Annotated in this window: 16 protein-coding genes and 1 tRNA gene; 3 read left to right on the top strand and 14 right to left on the bottom strand. The window is 53.5% G+C overall.

Translation table 11 applies throughout. The annotated features are described in order from the left end of the window. Positions 1–135 precede the first annotated feature (135 nt). The 9 genes from F9C28_RS13355 to xerD form a co-directional block, all read right to left on the bottom strand. Entirely contained in the window at positions 136–1,017 is an 882-nt protein-coding gene (locus F9C28_RS13355; protein ID WP_199015854.1) for a DUF6387 family protein, read from the bottom strand. 143 nt (positions 1,018–1,160) lie between these two features. Further along, positions 1,161–2,375 (bottom strand): tyrosine-type recombinase/integrase, encoded by a 1,215-nt coding sequence (locus tag F9C28_RS13350; protein ID WP_129304265.1) that lies wholly within the window; start codon positions 2,373–2,375, stop codon positions 1,161–1,163. A 164-nt stretch (positions 2,376–2,539) separates the two neighbouring features. Next, positions 2,540–2,613 (bottom strand) — tRNA-Gly (locus F9C28_RS13345). A gap of 131 nt (positions 2,614–2,744) precedes the next feature. Further along, on the bottom strand, positions 2,745–3,500 hold the full coding sequence (gene actS / locus F9C28_RS13340; protein WP_199015853.1) for an amidase activator ActS: 756 nt from the start codon (positions 3,498–3,500) through the stop codon (positions 2,745–2,747). A gap of 154 nt (positions 3,501–3,654) precedes the next feature. After that, entirely contained in the window at positions 3,655–5,175 is a 1,521-nt protein-coding gene (gene lysS, locus F9C28_RS13335) for a lysine--tRNA ligase (RefSeq protein WP_199015852.1), read from the bottom strand. A 9-nt stretch (positions 5,176–5,184) separates the two neighbouring features. Next, a protein-coding gene (gene prfB, locus F9C28_RS13330) for a peptide chain release factor 2 (protein WP_199015851.1) occupies positions 5,185–6,283 on the bottom strand; the annotation gives its coding sequence in 2 pieces (ribosomal slippage) (positions 5,185–6,207 and positions 6,209–6,283; 1,098 coding nt in all). 96 nt (positions 6,284–6,379) lie between these two features. Beyond that, positions 6,380–8,113, bottom strand: a complete 1,734-nt coding sequence (gene recJ, locus F9C28_RS13325) for a single-stranded-DNA-specific exonuclease RecJ (RefSeq protein WP_199015850.1) — start codon at positions 8,111–8,113, stop codon at positions 6,380–6,382. A gap of 3 nt (positions 8,114–8,116) precedes the next feature. After that, positions 8,117–8,833 carry a bifunctional protein-disulfide isomerase/oxidoreductase DsbC gene (dsbC, locus tag F9C28_RS13320; RefSeq protein WP_199015849.1) on the bottom strand — a complete coding sequence of 239 codons (717 nt, stop codon included), beginning with the start codon at positions 8,831–8,833 and terminating at the stop codon, positions 8,117–8,119. 29 nt (positions 8,834–8,862) lie between these two features. Continuing rightward, a complete protein-coding gene (gene xerD / locus F9C28_RS13315; RefSeq protein WP_233149066.1) occupies positions 8,863–9,846 on the bottom strand; it encodes a site-specific tyrosine recombinase XerD in 984 nt (327 codons plus the stop codon). Between the two features lie 50 nt (positions 9,847–9,896). Here xerD and fldB point away from each other — a divergent pair, with 50 nt between their 5' ends. Continuing rightward, entirely contained in the window at positions 9,897–10,418 is a 522-nt protein-coding gene (gene fldB, locus F9C28_RS13310) for a flavodoxin FldB (protein WP_199015848.1), read from the top strand. A 511-nt stretch (positions 10,419–10,929) separates the two neighbouring features. Here fldB and F9C28_RS13305 read toward each other — a convergent pair. Both F9C28_RS13305 and sdhE read right to left on the bottom strand, forming a co-directional pair. After that, the gene (locus F9C28_RS13305; protein WP_199015847.1) at positions 10,930–11,346 is read right to left on the bottom strand and encodes a protein YgfX; all 417 of its coding nucleotides are present in this window, start codon (positions 11,344–11,346) and stop codon (positions 10,930–10,932) included. Then, complete coding sequence (gene sdhE / locus F9C28_RS13300; RefSeq protein ID WP_199015846.1) at positions 11,327–11,593, bottom strand: FAD assembly factor SdhE; 267 nt, start codon at positions 11,591–11,593, stop codon at positions 11,327–11,329. The genes F9C28_RS13305 and sdhE overlap by 20 nt, the downstream gene beginning before the upstream one ends. A gap of 226 nt (positions 11,594–11,819) precedes the next feature. Between sdhE and ygfZ the strand changes: the two genes are divergently transcribed. Continuing rightward, on the top strand, positions 11,820–12,809 hold the full coding sequence (gene ygfZ / locus F9C28_RS13295) for a tRNA-modifying protein YgfZ (protein ID WP_199015845.1): 990 nt from the start codon (positions 11,820–11,822) through the stop codon (positions 12,807–12,809). 53 nt (positions 12,810–12,862) lie between these two features. On the opposite strand, the gene F9C28_RS13290 is transcribed toward ygfZ, so the two are convergent. From F9C28_RS13290 to F9C28_RS13280, 3 genes are all read right to left on the bottom strand, one after another. After that, complete coding sequence (locus F9C28_RS13290; protein WP_199015844.1) at positions 12,863–14,296, bottom strand: 6-phospho-beta-glucosidase; 1,434 nt, start codon at positions 14,294–14,296, stop codon at positions 12,863–12,865. A 160-nt stretch (positions 14,297–14,456) separates the two neighbouring features. Then, positions 14,457–15,185, bottom strand: a complete 729-nt coding sequence (locus F9C28_RS13285; RefSeq protein WP_199015858.1) for a MurR/RpiR family transcriptional regulator — start codon at positions 15,183–15,185, stop codon at positions 14,457–14,459. 39 nt (positions 15,186–15,224) lie between these two features. Continuing rightward, on the bottom strand, positions 15,225–15,773 hold the full coding sequence (locus tag F9C28_RS13280) for an HD domain-containing protein (RefSeq protein ID WP_199015857.1): 549 nt from the start codon (positions 15,771–15,773) through the stop codon (positions 15,225–15,227). A 209-nt stretch (positions 15,774–15,982) separates the two neighbouring features. Here F9C28_RS13280 and trhA point away from each other — a divergent pair, with 209 nt between their 5' ends. Then, on the top strand, positions 15,983–16,636 hold the full coding sequence (gene trhA / locus F9C28_RS13275; RefSeq protein ID WP_199015843.1) for a PAQR family membrane homeostasis protein TrhA: 654 nt from the start codon (positions 15,983–15,985) through the stop codon (positions 16,634–16,636). Position 16,637: the final 1 nt, after the last annotated feature.

The raw sequence follows: 16,637 nt of genomic DNA, 5'->3' as shown, positions 1-16,637 counted from the left end.
TCGATGTGTTTGCGGGAAAAAAATCGGCCCAGATCCGCGAAATTTTAATCAGCGAGTCAGCTTGGGAAGAAATGACCTGCTTATTCGCACCTTCCCTAGGAAAATGCATGTCTTATTTTTGTAGAATTTTAAGCACTACAAAAATCTACTCATCAACTCAGACATTTTAGACGAGTTGATTTCTCCATCCTTATTCATATACAGGCGAAGTAAACGAGTATATTGCTCACTCATAGCCTCTAATGCGAAGGGTTTGATAGTTTCTTTGATGGCTTGGGTATCTTTGGGATCATCGTTAAAAACTAGCGCACCTATCATAGGGTTAGACACTTCCTTGCCGTTCCTTCTCTCCCAAATAAGCAGGTCAAGGATAGGCAGGACTCTATTAGCCATTAGCTTTTTGATGGTTTTTAGTCCAATTCTTTTTCGTGCAACATGAGCCTGCTCAGGCAATTCCAATTGTTTTCTCCATAAGGGGAGCACCTTGGTCATGCTGGCTATTATTTCTTCATCAGTGGCATCTTCTAGATCGATAGACACTAGCACCATATTCGTAAAGCATTTTTCAAGATTGCCAGAGACACTTGCGAGCATTGATTCAGGTTTTATATAGAAGTATTCCTCATCTCTTTTAAAAAAACCCTGATCAATAGCAGCATATCCATACATCGAAAGCTCAGTAAAAGTAATTGGACTGACACCCAAAGCTGATGCGATTTTGGGAAGATCGCCGTAAATGCTTCGCAAGGAATCGCCTTGGGCATGTGCGCTTTCTATGAACTCCTCGATTTCTTTTTCTTCTTTGTTAGGCACATCAAGATTGGGATCTCCTGAAAAAATACGCTCATATTTAATAGCATCTTCCCTACCAAACAATGAAGGATCATCATCAACATTCCGATAAAGGAAATCCCGCCACTCAAGTTCTTTGATAAATTGAGAGAGAGTTAACCCATTGATGAAGTTATAGTTATTAATATCAAACCACGATAAATCTTTTTTTGTCGCTCTAGCCATACGCCACCTCGCGCCCTCTGATTTTGGCGGCTATACCAGCCCGCAGAGGTGTACGGGTTTTCGGGGATCAGCCTAGACATAGCCTATTCTTTGTTCGTCTACTGGAGTCTACTCCGGTATACCTATACTGTCTATTCGTCCAGTTATGAGACCTTACCAAACGAGCCGTGAACCACATTTCCGCCATGCTCCAGGCTATCCATATAGTCGGCATACCACTGAAGCATTTCTCGGCGTCCGTCCAGATACTGGGCGTGGTTGTACGTGCCACGGATCGAGTTTTTATCTACGTGTGCCAGCTGCGTTTCAATCCACGCTGTGTTGTAGCCCTGTTCGTGGAGAATTGTGCTCATGGTGTGGCGGAATCCGTGGCCGGTTACACGCCCGGCATACCCAATACGACGAATCAGGACGTTCATAGCCATTTCGCTCATCGGCTTACTGTGATGAATCCTTCCAGGGAAAATAAACTGATAGTGCCCGGTGATTGGCTTTAGCTGTTCCAGAATGGCAATAGCCTGATCGGATAACGGTACGCAGTGAGGACGACGCTTTTTCATTCTGGAAGGCGGTACTTCCCATAAGCGCTTTTCAAAATCAATTTCAGCCCACTCCCCTTGCCGTAGTTCACCGGGTCGCAAACCAGTAAGCACCTGCAAGCGCATTGCCAGCTTAACCACAATGCTGCCGCTATAGGTATTCAACGTTCTAAAAAATTCTGGCAATTCTTCGTGTTTCAAAAATGCGTAATGCTCTTTCTTATGCGGGACAAAAGCACTTACGAGATCAGGTGCGGGATTATACTCAGCCCTACCAGTAACGATGGCATAACGCCACACCTCGCCGCAGCGTTGCCGGACTTTACGTAGCTTCTCGGTCGCCCCGCGCTCGTCCAGCCGGGAAAGGACGCCCATCAGTTCCATCGGCTTAATTTCAGCGATAGGACGCCCGCCAATAAACGGAAATACGTCAGTCTCAAACGTCTTCATCATTTCTTCGGCATAACCAGCAGACCAGCGATCAGTGCGCTTTTCGTACCACTCGCGGGCGATAGCTTCAAAGGTATTCCCCCTTTCTTCCTCCCTTACCTGCTTTTCTCTCTTACGTACATCGCTGGGGTTTATGCCTGCTACCACCAGCTTTTTAGCCTCATCGCGTTTCAACCTAGCTTCGGTCAAAGGAATATCAGGATATGTGCCAAGCGACAGCATTTTGGGCTTTCCGTCGAAACGATACCGGAAACGCCACCCCTTTGATCCGTTCGGCTCAATGAGTAGAGACAGGCCGCTACCATCATTAAGTGTATAGGGCTTCTCACGTGGCTTAGAGCGCCTGATTTCAAGGTCTGTAAGTGGCATTGTGTATAGTTCCAGAGTGTAGAGCGCGGGCTATACGCATTACTATACACATAGATGTATAGATTTCGGTAGATGAAAGTAGACGTAGAAATAACGAGAATTAGCGCTAAGACTTGTAGTTGGTGGCTTTTGTGGACTTGGGTAGACGTTGAGAAATGTTTGTTTGGAGCGGGCGAAGGGAATCGAACCCTCGTATAGAGCTTGGGAAGCTCTCGTTCTACCATTGAACTACGCCCGCATCTGGAGTGCGATTGGCATTATAAACCTTCACACCACACTGGCAAGAGCAGATTGCGTTAAGTGATGGTATTTTAAGCATTTGAGCGCGTTTATTTTCACCCTCCCCCGCTTGCGACCCCAATAAGCCCATCAACAGGATGGACTTTTCCCCGGTAATGGCAGATAACGCTGTGGATCAATAGCCGTCGCCTTATAACGAACCTGGAAGTGCAAACGCACCGACTCCGCCCCGCTGTTGCCCATGGTGGCAATCTTCTGCCCGGCGGCAACCTTCTCACCGTTACGCACCAGCATGGTGTCGTTATGGGCATAGGCGGTGATGTACTGCTGATCGTGCTTAATCATGATCAGATTGCCGTAACCGCGCAGCTGGTTCCCGGTGTAAACCACGGTCCCGGCCCCGGCGGCATAAATCGGATCCCCGCGGGTGCCGGCAATATCAATCCCTTTGTTACCGCCATCGGCACTGGAATATGGCAGCACCACTTTACCGCTGGCGGGCCAGCGCCAGCAGCGCTCGCCAATGGGTGGCCAGCCCGCCGCCGGTTTAGACGGCATACGCGCCACCCCGGTAGTACGCTGGCCGGAAGCCGCCGGTGGGCGGCTGCGCTTGCTGGCGCTCGCGGTAGCGCCGTTAACCCGCAGTTTCTGGCCAACGGTGATGGTATACGGGTGTTTCAGGCCGTTAAGCCGGGCCAGATCGGCAACCGGGGTGCCGGTCTCCCGGGAGATCCGGTACAGCGTGTCGCCGCGCTTTACCGTCCAGGTCGAGCCGCTATTGCTGCCACCGCCGCTTTTACTGGCGCAGGCGGCCAGCATCAGGCAGCAGACCAGGCTAATGATACGCTGGCGCCACAGGGCGAATTGCGATCCGTTGCTCACCATGGTGTCCTTTCTCCTGTTTCTCTGCTGCCGGGGCGGGAATGTTAACATTTTCAGCGCCGCAGAAACATCGCCGTTGCCGCGGAATAACAGCCAAAAAAATACCGCCCGGATGGGCGGTATTGTTCAGCCTGCGTGGCACGCCACGGGCGGAAGATTATTTCTGCGGACGCAGGGCCGGGAACAGGATAACGTCGCGAATGGTGTGGCTGTTGGTGAACAGCATCATCAGACGGTCGATACCGATACCCAGGCCAGCGGTCGGCGGCAGACCATGTTCCAGTGCAGTCACATAGTCTTCATCGTAGAACATTGCTTCGTCATCGCCGTTGGCTTTCGCGTCAACCTGCTCGCGGAAACGTTCAGCCTGGTCTTCAGCATCGTTCAGCTCGGAGAAGCCGTTACCGATTTCACGGCCGCCGATGAAGAATTCAAAGCGGTCGGTGATTTCCGGGTTAACGTCATTACGGCGCGCCAGCGGAGAAATCTCTGCCGGGTACTCGGTAATAAAGGTCGGCTGGATCAGATGCGCTTCTGCAACTTCATCAAAGATTTCAGCAGTTACGCGGCCCAGGCCCCAGCTTTTCTCAACTTTGATGCCCAGAGACTCAGCCAGCGCTTTCGCACTGTCAAAGTTTTTCAGGTCATCCATGTTGGTTTCCGGACGGTATTTTTTGATAGCTTCCAGCATGGTCAGTTTGATAAACGGTTTGCCGAAATCAAACACATGCTCGCCGTACTGAACATCAGTGTGGCCCAGAACGGTTTCTGCCAGCGTACGGAACAGAGACTCGGTCAGCTCGATCAGGTCTTTGTAATCCGCATACGCCATATAGAGTTCCATCATGGTGAACTCAGGGTTGTGGCGTACAGAGATACCTTCGTTACGGAAGTTACGGTTGATTTCGAACACGCGTTCGAAGCCACCCACCACCAGACGTTTCAGGTACAGTTCCGGGGCAATACGCAGATACATGTCCATATCCAGCGCATTGTGGTGAGTGATAAACGGACGCGCAGACGCCCCGCCCGGGATAACCTGCATCATCGGGGTTTCAACTTCCATAAAACCGCGTTCAACCATGAACTGGCGAATACCGGCCAGGATACGGGAACGGGTCTGGAACGTTTTACGGGATTCGTCGTTAGCAATCAGGTCCAGATAACGTTGACGATAGCGTGTTTCCTGGTCAGCCAGGCCGTGGAATTTATCCGGCAGAGGACGCAGTGCTTTAGTCAGCAGACGCAGTTCAGTACAGTGGATGGACAGCTCGCCGGTTTTGGTCTTAAACAACTTACCGCGTGCACCCAGAATATCCCCGAGGTCCCATTTCTTGAATTCGTCGTTATAAATGCCTTCCGGCAGATCGTCACGGGATACATACAACTGAATACGACCACCCACATCCTGCAAGGTCACAAAAGAGGCTTTACCCATAATACGGCGGGTCATCATGCGGCCAGCAACACTGACTTCAATATTCAGTGATTCCAGCTCTTCAGCGTCTTTAGCGTCGAAGTCGGCATGCAGTTGGTCAGAGGTATGATCACGGCGGAAATCGTTAGGGAATGCCACGCCCTGCTTGCGCAGTGCCGCCAGCTTCTCACGACGAGTCTGTAATTCGTTGTTAAGATCCTGTGCGACTTCGGTGGTGCCCTGTGATTGTTGTTCAGACATTTTGGTTCCTCATAATCCAGCTTTCAAACTTGCTTCGATAAATTTGTCCAGATCGCCATCCAATACGGCCTGTGTATTGCGGGTTTCAACCCCGGTACGCAAGTCTTTAATGCGCGAATCATCCAGAACATAGGAACGGATCTGGCTGCCCCAGCCGATGTCAGATTTTGTCTCTTCCACCGCCTGTTTTTCGGCATTTTTCTTCTGCATTTCCAGCTCGTACAACTTCGCCTTCATCTGCTTCATGGCCTGATCTTTGTTCTTATGCTGCGAACGATCGTTCTGGCACTGCGTTACCAATCCCGTTGGAACGTGGGTAATACGCACCGCGGATTCTGTACGGTTAACGTGCTGCCCACCAGCACCTGACGCACGATACACATCGATACGCAGGTCCGCAGGGTTGATTTCAATATCTATATCTTCGTCCACTTCCGGATAAACAAACGCGGAACTGAATGAAGTGTGGCGACGGCCGCCGGAATCGAATGGACTTTTGCGAACTAAACGGTGAACACCGGTTTCAGTACGCAGCCAGCCATAAGCATAGTCCCCTGCGATACGGATCGTCGCAGATTTTATCCCGGCCACTTCGCCTTCAGATTCTTCAATAATCTCAGTTTTGAAACCCCGGGCCTCAGCCCAGCGCAGATACATACGGACTAACATACTGGCCCAGTCCTGAGCCTCGGTACCGCCGGAGCCTGCCTGGATATCCAGGTAGCAATCTGCGCTGTCATATTCGCCAGAGAACATCCGGCGGAACTCCAGCTGTGCCAATTTGGCCTCTAACCCGTCCAGCTCGACAACAGCCTCGTTGAACGTTTCTTCATCATCCGCCTCAACAGCCAGCTCAAGCAAACCGGAGACGTCTTCAAGACCCTGCCGCATCTGGTCCAAAGTGTCAACAATTGCTTCCAGAGAAGAACGCTCTTTGCCTAAAGCTTGAGCACGTTCAGGCTCATTCCATACATCCGGCTGTTCCAGCTCGGCGTTTACTTCTTCAAGACGCTCTTTCTTGGCATCGTAGTCAAAGATACCCCCTAAGAACGTCGCTGCGCTCAGTGAGGTCTTGAATGCGGTTATTTACTGGATTAATTTCAAACATATTTTGTAGAATCTTTAGTAAATGGCAGAAAAAATAGTCATAGTGTAAAGATCCGAGTCTACCGTATCCCCTGGACCTTTTATAGCGAATCTGGCGTCATAATGGCCAGATATTGTCAATAATCAATTGCAGGCTGCGGTTACCGCGAAACTCGTTCACATCCAGCTTATAGGCAAGCTCTACCTCGCGTACGCCGTTATCCGGCCAGCGGGCGGGGTCAATATTAAACGCGATGCCGTCCAGCAGCGGGCCACCCCCAGCCGGTTCCACCATCACCTTAAGGTGGCGCTCGCCCACAATGCGCTGCTGTAACAGGCGAAACTTACCGTCAAATACTGGTTCCGGGAACATTTGCCCCCAGGGGCCCGCATCGCGCAGTAGCTCCGCTGTCTCCATGGTCATTTCCGGGGCAGTGAGCGGGCCGTCTGACCAGATCTCCCCCTGGAGCATGGCCGGGTCCAGCCAGTCGTTCACCAGCGCCGCAAAGCGCTCACTAAACGCCTCGAACTGCGCCTCCTCAAGGGTTAACCCCGCCGCCATGGCGTGGCCACCAAATTTTTGCATCATCCCCGGGTGCAGCGTATCGAGGCGCTCCAGCGCATCGCGCATATGCAGGCCCTGTACCGAACGGCCTGAGCCTTTCAGCAAGCCATCCCCCGCCGGGGCAAAAGCAATCACCGGCCGGTGGAAGCGCTCTTTAATCCGCGATGCCAGAATACCCACCACCCCCTGATGCCACTGGGGGTGATACAGCGCCAGCCCGGCAGGCAGGTTTTGCATCCGGCGCCCCAGATCGTCACACAAGGTCAGCGCTTCACTCTGCATGCCCTGCTCAATCTCTTTGCGGGTCTGGTTAAGGGCGTCCAGCTCATTGGCCAGCATCCGCGCCTGAGCGAGGTTATCGCTGAGCAGCAACGAGACCCCAACGGACATATCATCCAGCCTGCCGGCAGCATTAAGCCGCGGGCCGAGGGCAAACCCGAGATCCGTCGACGTCAGCCGCGCGGCATCCCGATTCGCAATTTCCAGTAGCGCGCGAATACCCGGGCGGCATTTCCCGGCGCGAATGCGGCTCAGCCCTTGCCAGGTCAGAATACGGTTGTTCATGTCGAGGGGCACCACATCCGCAACGGTGCCCAGCGCCACCAGGTCCAGCAGCTCGGCAAGGTTCGGGATCGCTATCCCCTGCTGCTCAAACCAGCCCACATCGCGCAGATGGGTGCGCATGGCCAGCATCAGGTAAAATGCCACCCCCACCCCAGCCAGGGATTTGGACGGAAAGGTACAGTCCGCCAGGTTAGGGTTGATGATAGCCTCTGCGGCAGGCAGCACATCGCCGGGCAGGTGGTGATCGGTCACCAGCACCGGGATCCCCAGTTCATGGGCCCGGGCCACGCCGCTGTGAGACGAGATCCCGTTATCCACGGTCATGATTACCTCGGCACCGCGGGCGTGGGCCTGATCAACCACTTCCGGGCTAAGCCCGTAGCCGTCTTCAAAACGGTTTGGCACCAGGAAGCTAATCCGCTGGCCGCCCATGGCGCGCAGCGCCAGCACGCTTAATGCGGTACTGGTGGCGCCATCGGCATCGAAATCCCCGACTATCATGATATGGCGCTGGTGTTGCAGCGCGTCATGCAGTAACGCGACGGCGCTCTCAATCCCATTAAGCTGCTGCCAGGGCAGCATCCCTTTGACACTGCGCTCCAGGTCCGCCGCGCTCAACACGCCACGGCTGGCATAAATACGTTTCAGGATCGGTGCAAGCGTGTCTGGCAGGGCCGCCGCGTCATTGACGACCCGGCGGCGAAGTTGTGTTTTTTGTTCCACCCGTTACCGACCACCCGCTGACGCTTTACGATGATTATCAAGAAACTCTTTCAGCTCTTTCGGCCCCTGATAACCCGGGATCATGGTGCCGTCATTCAGCACGATGGCCGGGGTGCCCTGGATGCCGAACTGAATACCCAGCTGGTAGTGGCTGGCGAGATTAATAGCGCAGCTGGCCGCCGCCACTTTGCCGTCTTTCATGGCGGTATCGAAGGCTTTATTGCTGTCTTTCGCACACCAGACCGCTTTCATGTCCTGCTCCGCCTGGCTGTTCAGCCCCTGGCGCGGGAAGGCCAGATAACGCACGGTGATCCCCAGCGCGTTGTAGTCCGCCATCTCTTCGTGCAGTTTGTGGCAGTAGCCACAGGTGATGTCGGTAAACACGGTGACCGTGTATTTTTCATTCGGGGCTTTGTAGATGATCATCTCTTTTTCCAGCCCGTTCAGTTTGCCCATCAGCAGCTGGTTAGTGACGTTCACCGGTTGTTTCCCGCTGACATCGTACAGCGGCCCCTGAAGGACGTGCTTGCCGTCTTCAGTCACATACAGAATGCCGCTATCGGTCAATACGGTCTTCATGCCGGCCAGTGGCGCTGGCTGGATCTCCGGATTGGCGACCCCTAAACGGCTCAGCGCCTGTTTGATGGCGGCATCATCAGCGTGGGCAATACCGGAAACTGTTGTTGCCAGCAGGGCCAGCAGTAATACACCTTTTTTCATTCTGTCATCCTTTTGAGTTGATCCGGCACTCACGCTCGCGGGTGGTGCTGTTGATGTAGCTGGCGCAATCGCTCGGTCGCCACATGGGTATAAATTTGTGTTGTGGACAGGTCACTATGCCCAAGCAACATCTGAACCACACGTAAATCGGCACCATGATTAAGCAAATGGGTGGCGAAGGCATGGCGCAAAACGTGCGGCGAGAGCTTTTCGCTGTCGATACCCGCCAGCGTCGCATAATGTTTAATCCGATGCCAGAAGGTCTGGCGGGTCATTTGTCTGGCCCGGTTGCTGGGGAACACCACGTCGAGTGACTGGCCGTTAAGCAGCCAGGGACGGCCATATTCCAGGTAATTCTCCAGCCAGTAGACCGCCTCCTCACCAAGGGGCACCAGGCGCTCTTTATTGCCTTTGCCGATTACCCGCACCACCCCCTGGCGCAGGCTGATGTCGCTCATCACCAGGCCAACCAGTTCCGAGACGCGCAGCCCGGTGGCATAGAGCAGCTCCAGCATGGCTTTATCGCGCAGTTCAATGGGCTGATCCACCACCGGGGCCTGGAGCAGGCGCTCTACCTGGGCCTCAGAGAGATCTTTCGGCAGCCGCTGGGGCAATTTTGGTGAAGACAACAGCGCACTGGGATCGTCAGGGCGCAATTTTTCCCGGTACAGGTACTGGAACAGACGGCGCAGCGCACTCAGTAGCCGGGCTGAACTGGTGGCCTTATAGCCCCCTTCCAGGCGCTCTGCCAGCAGTTGTTGTAAATCATCCGCCTGGACCGTCAGCAAATCGCGCTGGTGGTGATGCAGCCAGTCGAGGGTCATGGTCAGATCGCGCCGGTAGGCGCTTAAGGTATTTTCTGCCAGGTTGCGCTCCAGCCAGAGCGTATCGAGGAATTGTTCAATACAGGCAAGATCTTGCTGTTTTTCTTGCGCTATCGCTTGCTCAACGTCCCGCTCCACGGTCGCCTCCTGATTGTGTTGATTGTGCTCATTATGCCTGAAGAGTGCCATGATCTGGTACACTGCCCGCCATGCGTGAGACGAGTTGAGTTTTTTACCCTATGAAAATTGGCCTGTTTTATGGTTCCAGCACCTGTTACACCGAAATGGCGGCGGAGAAAATCCGCGATATCATCGGCCCGGAGCTGGTGACCCTGCATAATCTTAAAGACGACAGCCCGGCGTTAATGGAACAGTATGATGTGCTGATCCTCGGTATTCCGACATGGGACTTTGGCGAACTTCAGGAAGACTGGGAAGCTATCTGGGATCAGTTGGCCGGGCTTACGCTGGCCGGTAAAATTGTCGCACTGTACGGTATGGGCGATCAACTGGGTTACGGCGAATGGTTCCTTGATGCCCTGGGAATGCTACACGATAAGCTCGCCCCGCTGGGGGTTAATTTTATTGGTTACTGGCCCACCGACGGCTATGAATTTACCAGTAAAAAACCGGTGGTTGCCGACGGTGAGCTGTTTGTGGGCCTGGCGCTGGATGAGACCAACCAGTACGACCTGAGCGACGAGCGGCTGCAAACCTGGTGCGAACAAATCCTCGGGGAAATGGCAGAGCGCTTTAGCTAACGCCAGCCCTTCAGATGACACAAAAACACCCCGCTTTATGCGGGGTGTTTTTTCAGGATAGTATATGTGGCAAAAGCACCGCTCCGATCATAGTCGACCGAAACCACAGTGTGTACATCCTGAGGGGGAATGTCTACGGCATGAATCGTTGCTGGAAAGGAAAGAAATATCACCGTGCTGGTTGTAAAAGCCCGTAATTATACTGACCAGCCATTTGCATGTCAAGCAAAACATTTAACATACTCCTTATTTTTCAACATGTTAAATAAAAACCGCCACGTCCGGGCGGCATCAGCACAGGGTTGTAAACCGGGGGGCCGGGATTGAGATTTTCGGTAGTAACAATGGGGAGAGATAGTAAGGAATGGCGGGCGGTTAGCGCAGTGAAGTATTGTGATTTTTGCCTTAGGGAAGCGGTGTTAAGCGTTCAGATCGCGCCAGAACATAGCAACCAGGCATTATCCTGCGGCCTATAGCGATAGCGGAAACAAGACAATAAAAAACCCCGCCATCAGGACGGGGTTTGCATATCATTATTGGCCAGAACCTGGCGCAACTCGCGCCACTCTTCCTGGTCGAGGCTGTCGGCGGCTATCCACAAATAGTGGCGCCGGGCGGTGGCAACATCGCGCAGGCGCAGTAATATGCCACTGCGAATAACCCAGGGTTTTCCCTGAATCTGCCAGTCCCGCTCCTGCCAGCGTACGCGCTGATTTTCCAGCAGTTTAATCACCCCATGACGGGCGTTAATTCGCCGCTGGCTGCGTACGCAGTCCAGCACCACCAGCGACAACAACAACAGCCATACCGGCAGATAGTTCAGGGGCCAGGGAAGCAGCAGCACTACCGCCGCCACAACACCGTGGAGCAGTAATGAAAGCCATTGTGCGCGCCAGGAGACGCGTAATTCAGATTGCCACAGGGCCACGTTCCCGGTTCCGTTGCTGGATCAAAGCAATCATATGCTGGAGTTCAGCATCCGCGGGTTTACCGTGATTCATCAGCCAGTTGAATAAGTCTGGATCGTCACATTCCAGCAGGCGGATAAAGGTCTGTTTATCGCCATCACTAAGGGTGTCATACTCATGCTCGAAAAACGGCATGATGGAAATATCCAGTTCGCGCATTCCGCGGCGACAGGCCCAGTGGATACGGGCTTTGTTATTGATATCCATGAAATCCATCCTGTGTAATTACCTGGTCTGGCCGCTAGTGTAACGTGTTTTACGTTTCAGCATCAGGCAATGTTACTGATTAGTTTATTTTTTCCCTTACCCCCGGCGCCCTTATCCTCCGGGGTTTATCGGCTAACGGCACAAATCGCATGATGAAAGCATTTGCAATGGCAGGTGCCTATTTTACCATTAGGTCAACAATCTGTTGTGTAACCGGAGCTTTTCTATGGCACTCACCCCATTTCCTGCGCGACAACCCGCTGATGCCGGGCATCTCCCTCTGACGCTTATCTCACTCGACGCGTGGGCGCTGTCAGTTATCAGCGGCCCGGACAGTGAAAAATATCTCCAGGGACAAGTCACCGCGGATGTCACCCAGCTTACCGCAGAACAACATCTACTGACGGCACACTGCGATGCTAAAGGAAAAATGTGGAGTAATTTGCGCATTTTCAGGCATGGCAGTGATTTTTTCTGGATTGAGCGCCGCAGCGTTCAGCAAAGCCAGTTGGCGGCGCTGAAGAAATACGCCGTCTTTTCCAAAGTCACCATCAGCGCCGACGACTCCCGGGTCATGATCGGCGTGGCCGGGCACCAGGCCCGTGAAGCCCTGGCCGGGATCTTCCCTTCTCTGCCGGACGCCACCACCCAGGTCACCCACAGCGATGACACCACCCTGCTGTGGTTTGGCCTGCCGGCAGAACGCTTCCTGGTTATCACCCGCGAAGAGGTTGCCACCCAGATGGTTGCCGCATTGCAGGACAGCGCCCAACTTAACAACAGCGAGCAGTGGCTGGCGCTGAATATCGAAGCGGGGCTACCGGTTATCGACGAGCCCAACAGCGCCCAGTTAATTCCTCAGGCCACCAATATCCAGGCCCTCGGGGGGATCAGCTTTAAAAAAGGCTGTTACACCGGCCAGGAAACCGTGGCCCGGGCGAAATTCCGCGGGGCGAATAAGCGCGCACTCTGGACCCTGGCAGGTCGCGCCAGCCGGGTGCCGGCAGCGGGTGAAGATCTGGAACTGAAACTGGGCGACAACTGGCGCCGTACCGGGACGGTACTGGCGGCGGTCATGCTGGAAAACGATCGCCTGGAAGTCCAGGTGGTGATGAACAACGACATGGCGCCGGACAGCGTATTCCGGGTGCGTGACGATGCCAGCGGCAACCTGACTATCCAGCAGTTGCCCTACTCACTGGCGGAAGAAGAATAACCGCGCCGTAACGGCGTAATGAAAAACCGGGGCTGTGGGCCCCGGTTGATTTTTTATAACGTCTCGCCATTGCTGGCGATAACATTTTTATACCAGTCAAAGCTCTTCTTACGGGAGCGGGACATATCCCCGGTGCCGTCGTCATGCTTGTTGACGTAGATAAACCCATAGCGCTTACTGTACTGCCCGGTGGTGAAGGATACGCAGTCAATGCAACCCCAGGGGGTGTAGCCCATCAGATCAACCCCGTCGTAAGTCACGGCTTTGATCATCTCGTCAATATGGGCACGCAGGTAATCAATGCGGTAATCGTCGTTAATGCTGCCGTCCGCTTCCACCTTGTCATAAGCACCAAAGCCGTTTTCAACAATAAACAGCGGCTTCTGGTAGCGCTCATACAGTTCACACAGTGAATAACGCAGGCCTACCGGGTCAATCTGCCAGCCCCAGTCAGACGCCTTCACATGGGGGTTCGGCACGCTGCCTTCAAACCCGGAAATCGCATCGCCGCTGCCGCCAGACGCCTGCACGGCATTGGTCATGTAGTAGCTGAGGCCCAGATAATCGCAGGTGCCTTCACGCAGGATCTGCGCGTCACCGTCTTCCATCTGGATGGTAAAACCGCGGCGTTCCCACTCATTGAGCACATAAGACGGGTAGTAACCCCGTAGCTGCACATCGGTGAACACATAACGCTCACGCATCGACTCCTGCGCAAACATCACATCGTCCGGTTTGCAGGAGAACGGGTACAGCGCCACCATCGCCAGCATACAACCCACTTGCATCTCCGGGTTAATGCGGCGCGCCGCCTTCACGGCCAGCGCGCTGGCCACAAACTGGTGGTGCAGCACCTGGTACATGGTCTCTTCCGGGTTGTCATGCTCGGTGAACACCACCCCGGAGCAGCAGTAGCCAAACAGCGGCGCACGCCAGTTACGCTGGTTATTGATCTCGTTAAAGGTCATCCAGTATTTCACTTTGTGCTTGTAGCGCTCGAACACCACTTCAGCAAAGCGGGCGAAGAAGTCCACCACTTTGCGGTTGGTCCAGCCGCCGTACTCCTGCACCAGATGCAGCGGCATCTCAAAGTGAGACAGGGTGATGACTGGCTCAATGTTGTACTTGAGCAACTCATCGAACATGTCGTCATAAAACTTCAGCCCTGCTTCGTTGGGCTGCTGCTCGTCACCCAGCGGGAAGATCCGCGTCCAGGCAATGGAGGTGCGGAAACACTTAAACCCCATTTCGGCAAACAGTTTGATGTCTTCTTTGTAGTGGCCGTAAAAATCGACGGCTTCATGGTTGGGGTAGTATTTATCGGCGTCCACCTCGCGGGTTATCTCACGCGGGACACCGTGGGCGCCGCCGGTCAGCACATCACAAATACTCGGGCCTTTGCCCCCCTGGTTCCAGCCACCTTCCACCTGGTGCGCCGCCACCGCGCCACCCCATAAAAAGTCTTTTGGCAGAGTCAATTTTTTCATCGTCAGGCTCCCTGGACAGGATGTTAAATAGTCACCGCTCGTTTGAGCTGTAATCGGATAACTGGAGTCTAACAAAGCAAAATGAAATGTCACGATATAACAAATCACCCCTCAGGTAATTTGTTACACCGAAAAAACACCCTGTTATTTAATAACGATTTTACGCCATTTTTTTAGCAAGTTTACGCCCCAGGGTTTCCAGTATATATATTACCGGAATTTGAGTGGTAATATCGTAAACGCCGCCAACGCGGGTTTGGGGAATATGCCAGGAGAGGTTAAAATCCGCCAGTCTGGCGAGGGCGGAATTATCATGACTGGTGATCGACATCACCTTGCAGTTATGCAGGCTGAACTGGCTGGCAAAGCGCAGTATCTCTGCAGTCTCACCGGAGACAGACAGCACAATCGCCAGCGCATTTTTTGCCATATCGTTGCTCACCGGGAAATAAGGATCATCAATATGGTTACTGAATTTACCGACATTAGAAAAGAAGCGCGCACCATATTTTGCCAGGGCGCCTGATGTACCCGCACCAACAAATATCACCCGCTCTGAACTTAATATAATATCAACAGCATTATCGAGCAGGTTTTCAAACTCATCATTGCTGACACTTTTAAAAAAACTAATTATCTCGCTGGTGCCAAAATGGCTATCCAGTGGCTCATCCTGTTCGAGATATAATTTAAAACGAACGCGAAATTCAGAATAACCATCACAATGTAGTTTGCGACAAAAGCGCAGTACCGTGGTGGTGGAAACCCCGGCCGCTTCTGCCAGCTCGCGAATGGTCATGTACATCACCTTATCGCGATTTTTAATCACATAGTTGTAAACCATCATTTCCAGCCCGTTCAGGCTGGCAATGGCGGCGTGGGTAAACATTGTCACGTACCGATTCCCTGTTATCGTCCGGTGCCTGGCTCAGCGTAGCCAGCCCTGGTCCCGGGCGGAGTATAATTGCTGTTCAACATAGTCCCACAGTGCTGGCAGGGTTTGCGCCACATGGGCATTACGGGACAGCACTTGCTCCAGCGCGATGTCATTCTCCCGCCAGCTTTGTCCTTCATTGTGTAGATTCTGGATAACCGGCAGCAGCCTGTCCAGCGCACCGGCAAAACGGGCTTCCGCCGTGGTGCCTGCTTCATACTCTTCCCAGAGCGCCAGAAATCGCGCCGACTGCGCCGCCGGAAGCAACCCGAATATACGCCGGGCCGCTGCCGCTTCCCGTTCGGCAACGGCAGCCCGCCCGGCCAGATCGTAAACCAGAACATCCCCCACGTCGATTTCGACAATATCGTGCACTAATGCCATCTCGATCACCCGGCTAATAGTGGTCCCTTCGGGAGCCCAGGGGGCGAGGCTCATGGCCGCCATCGCAAAATGCCAGCTGTGTTCCGCCGAGTTCTCATGGCGGCCGTGGTTTAGCAGACGGGTGCGGCGGGTAACCCGTTTCAGGGCGTCCAGCTCCATTAAAAAGCCGATAGTTTGTTGCAGAGGATCGTTATTCACCAGGATGTCATCTCGCTACGTCATAATACTGTTAAAGAAGTTATCACAGCCGGTTGTCGGACGGGTTACATCAGTTCACAATATTATTTTAGCTAACAGGTGTTCACTGGAATCATTCTCAGTTAGGCTAGTGAATGTAATTTCTGTTCCGGCTTCCCGGAGGGAGCACAATGATCCGTAAGCCATTAATTGCACAAGGATATTCTCTGGCTGAGGAGATAGCCAACAGTATCAGTCACGGTATTGGTCTGGTATTCGGTATTGTCGGGCTGGTGTTATTGCTGGTTCAGGCAATAGATACCAATGCCGGCGCAACCGCCATTACCAGTTATAGCCTGTACGGCGGCAGCATGATCCTGCTGTTTCTGGCCTCAACCCTGTATCACGCCATTCCGCACCAGCGGGCCAAACCCTGGCTAAAAAAATTCGACCACTGCGCTATTTACCTGCTGATTGCCGGGACTTATACCCCGTTTTTGCTGGTGGGGCTGAACTCGCCGCTGGCAAAAGGGCTGATGATCGTCATCTGGAGCCTGGCGTTGCTGGGGATCCTGTTTAAGCTCACCATTGCCCACCGCTTTAAGATACTGTCGCTGGTGACCTATCTGGTGATGGGCTGGCTGTCGCTGATTGTGGTCTACCAGCTGGCAATCAAACTCTCAATAGGCGGGGTCACCCTGTTGGCGGCAGGCGGTGTCGTCTACTCGCTGGGGGTTATTTTTTACGTCTGTAAACGCATTCCCTATAACCACGCCATCTGGCACGGTTTTGTGCTGGGGGGCAGCGTGTGCCACTTCCTGGCCATTTATCTGTATATCAGCTAAT

Source organism: Shimwellia pseudoproteus (assembly GCF_016415625.1).
Classification (GTDB): Bacteria; Pseudomonadota; Gammaproteobacteria; order Enterobacterales; family Enterobacteriaceae; genus Shimwellia; species Shimwellia pseudoproteus.
This window is presented reverse-complemented; position numbering and strand designations above follow the sequence as displayed.

Excerpts from the sequence above, each read along its gene's own strand:
- lysS (WP_199015852.1), bottom strand. The coding sequence starts at position 5,175 with ATGTCTGAACAACAATCACAGGGCACCACCGAAGTCGCACAGGATCTT.
- F9C28_RS13350 (WP_129304265.1), bottom strand. The coding sequence starts at position 2,375 with ATGCCACTTACAGACCTTGAAATCAGGCGCTCTAAGCCACGTGAGAAG.
- dsbC (WP_199015849.1), bottom strand. The coding sequence starts at position 8,833 with ATGAAAAAAGGTGTATTACTGCTGGCCCTGCTGGCAACAACAGTTTCC.
- F9C28_RS13355 (WP_199015854.1), bottom strand. The coding sequence starts at position 1,017 with ATGGCTAGAGCGACAAAAAAAGATTTATCGTGGTTTGATATTAATAAC.
- actS (WP_199015853.1), bottom strand. The coding sequence starts at position 3,500 with ATGGTGAGCAACGGATCGCAATTCGCCCTGTGGCGCCAGCGTATCATT.
- ygfZ (WP_199015845.1), top strand. The coding sequence starts at position 11,820 with ATGGCACTCACCCCATTTCCTGCGCGACAACCCGCTGATGCCGGGCAT.
- fldB (WP_199015848.1), top strand. The coding sequence starts at position 9,897 with ATGAAAATTGGCCTGTTTTATGGTTCCAGCACCTGTTACACCGAAATG.
- trhA (WP_199015843.1), top strand. The coding sequence starts at position 15,983 with ATGATCCGTAAGCCATTAATTGCACAAGGATATTCTCTGGCTGAGGAG.
- sdhE (WP_199015846.1), bottom strand. The coding sequence starts at position 11,593 with ATGGATATCAATAACAAAGCCCGTATCCACTGGGCCTGTCGCCGCGGA.
- xerD (WP_233149066.1), bottom strand. The coding sequence starts at position 9,846 with ATGGCACTCTTCAGGCATAATGAGCACAATCAACACAATCAGGAGGCG.
- F9C28_RS13280 (WP_199015857.1), bottom strand. The coding sequence starts at position 15,773 with ATGGAGCTGGACGCCCTGAAACGGGTTACCCGCCGCACCCGTCTGCTA.
- F9C28_RS13290 (WP_199015844.1), bottom strand. The coding sequence starts at position 14,296 with ATGAAAAAATTGACTCTGCCAAAAGACTTTTTATGGGGTGGCGCGGTG.
- F9C28_RS13285 (WP_199015858.1), bottom strand. The coding sequence starts at position 15,185 with ATGTTTACCCACGCCGCCATTGCCAGCCTGAACGGGCTGGAAATGATG.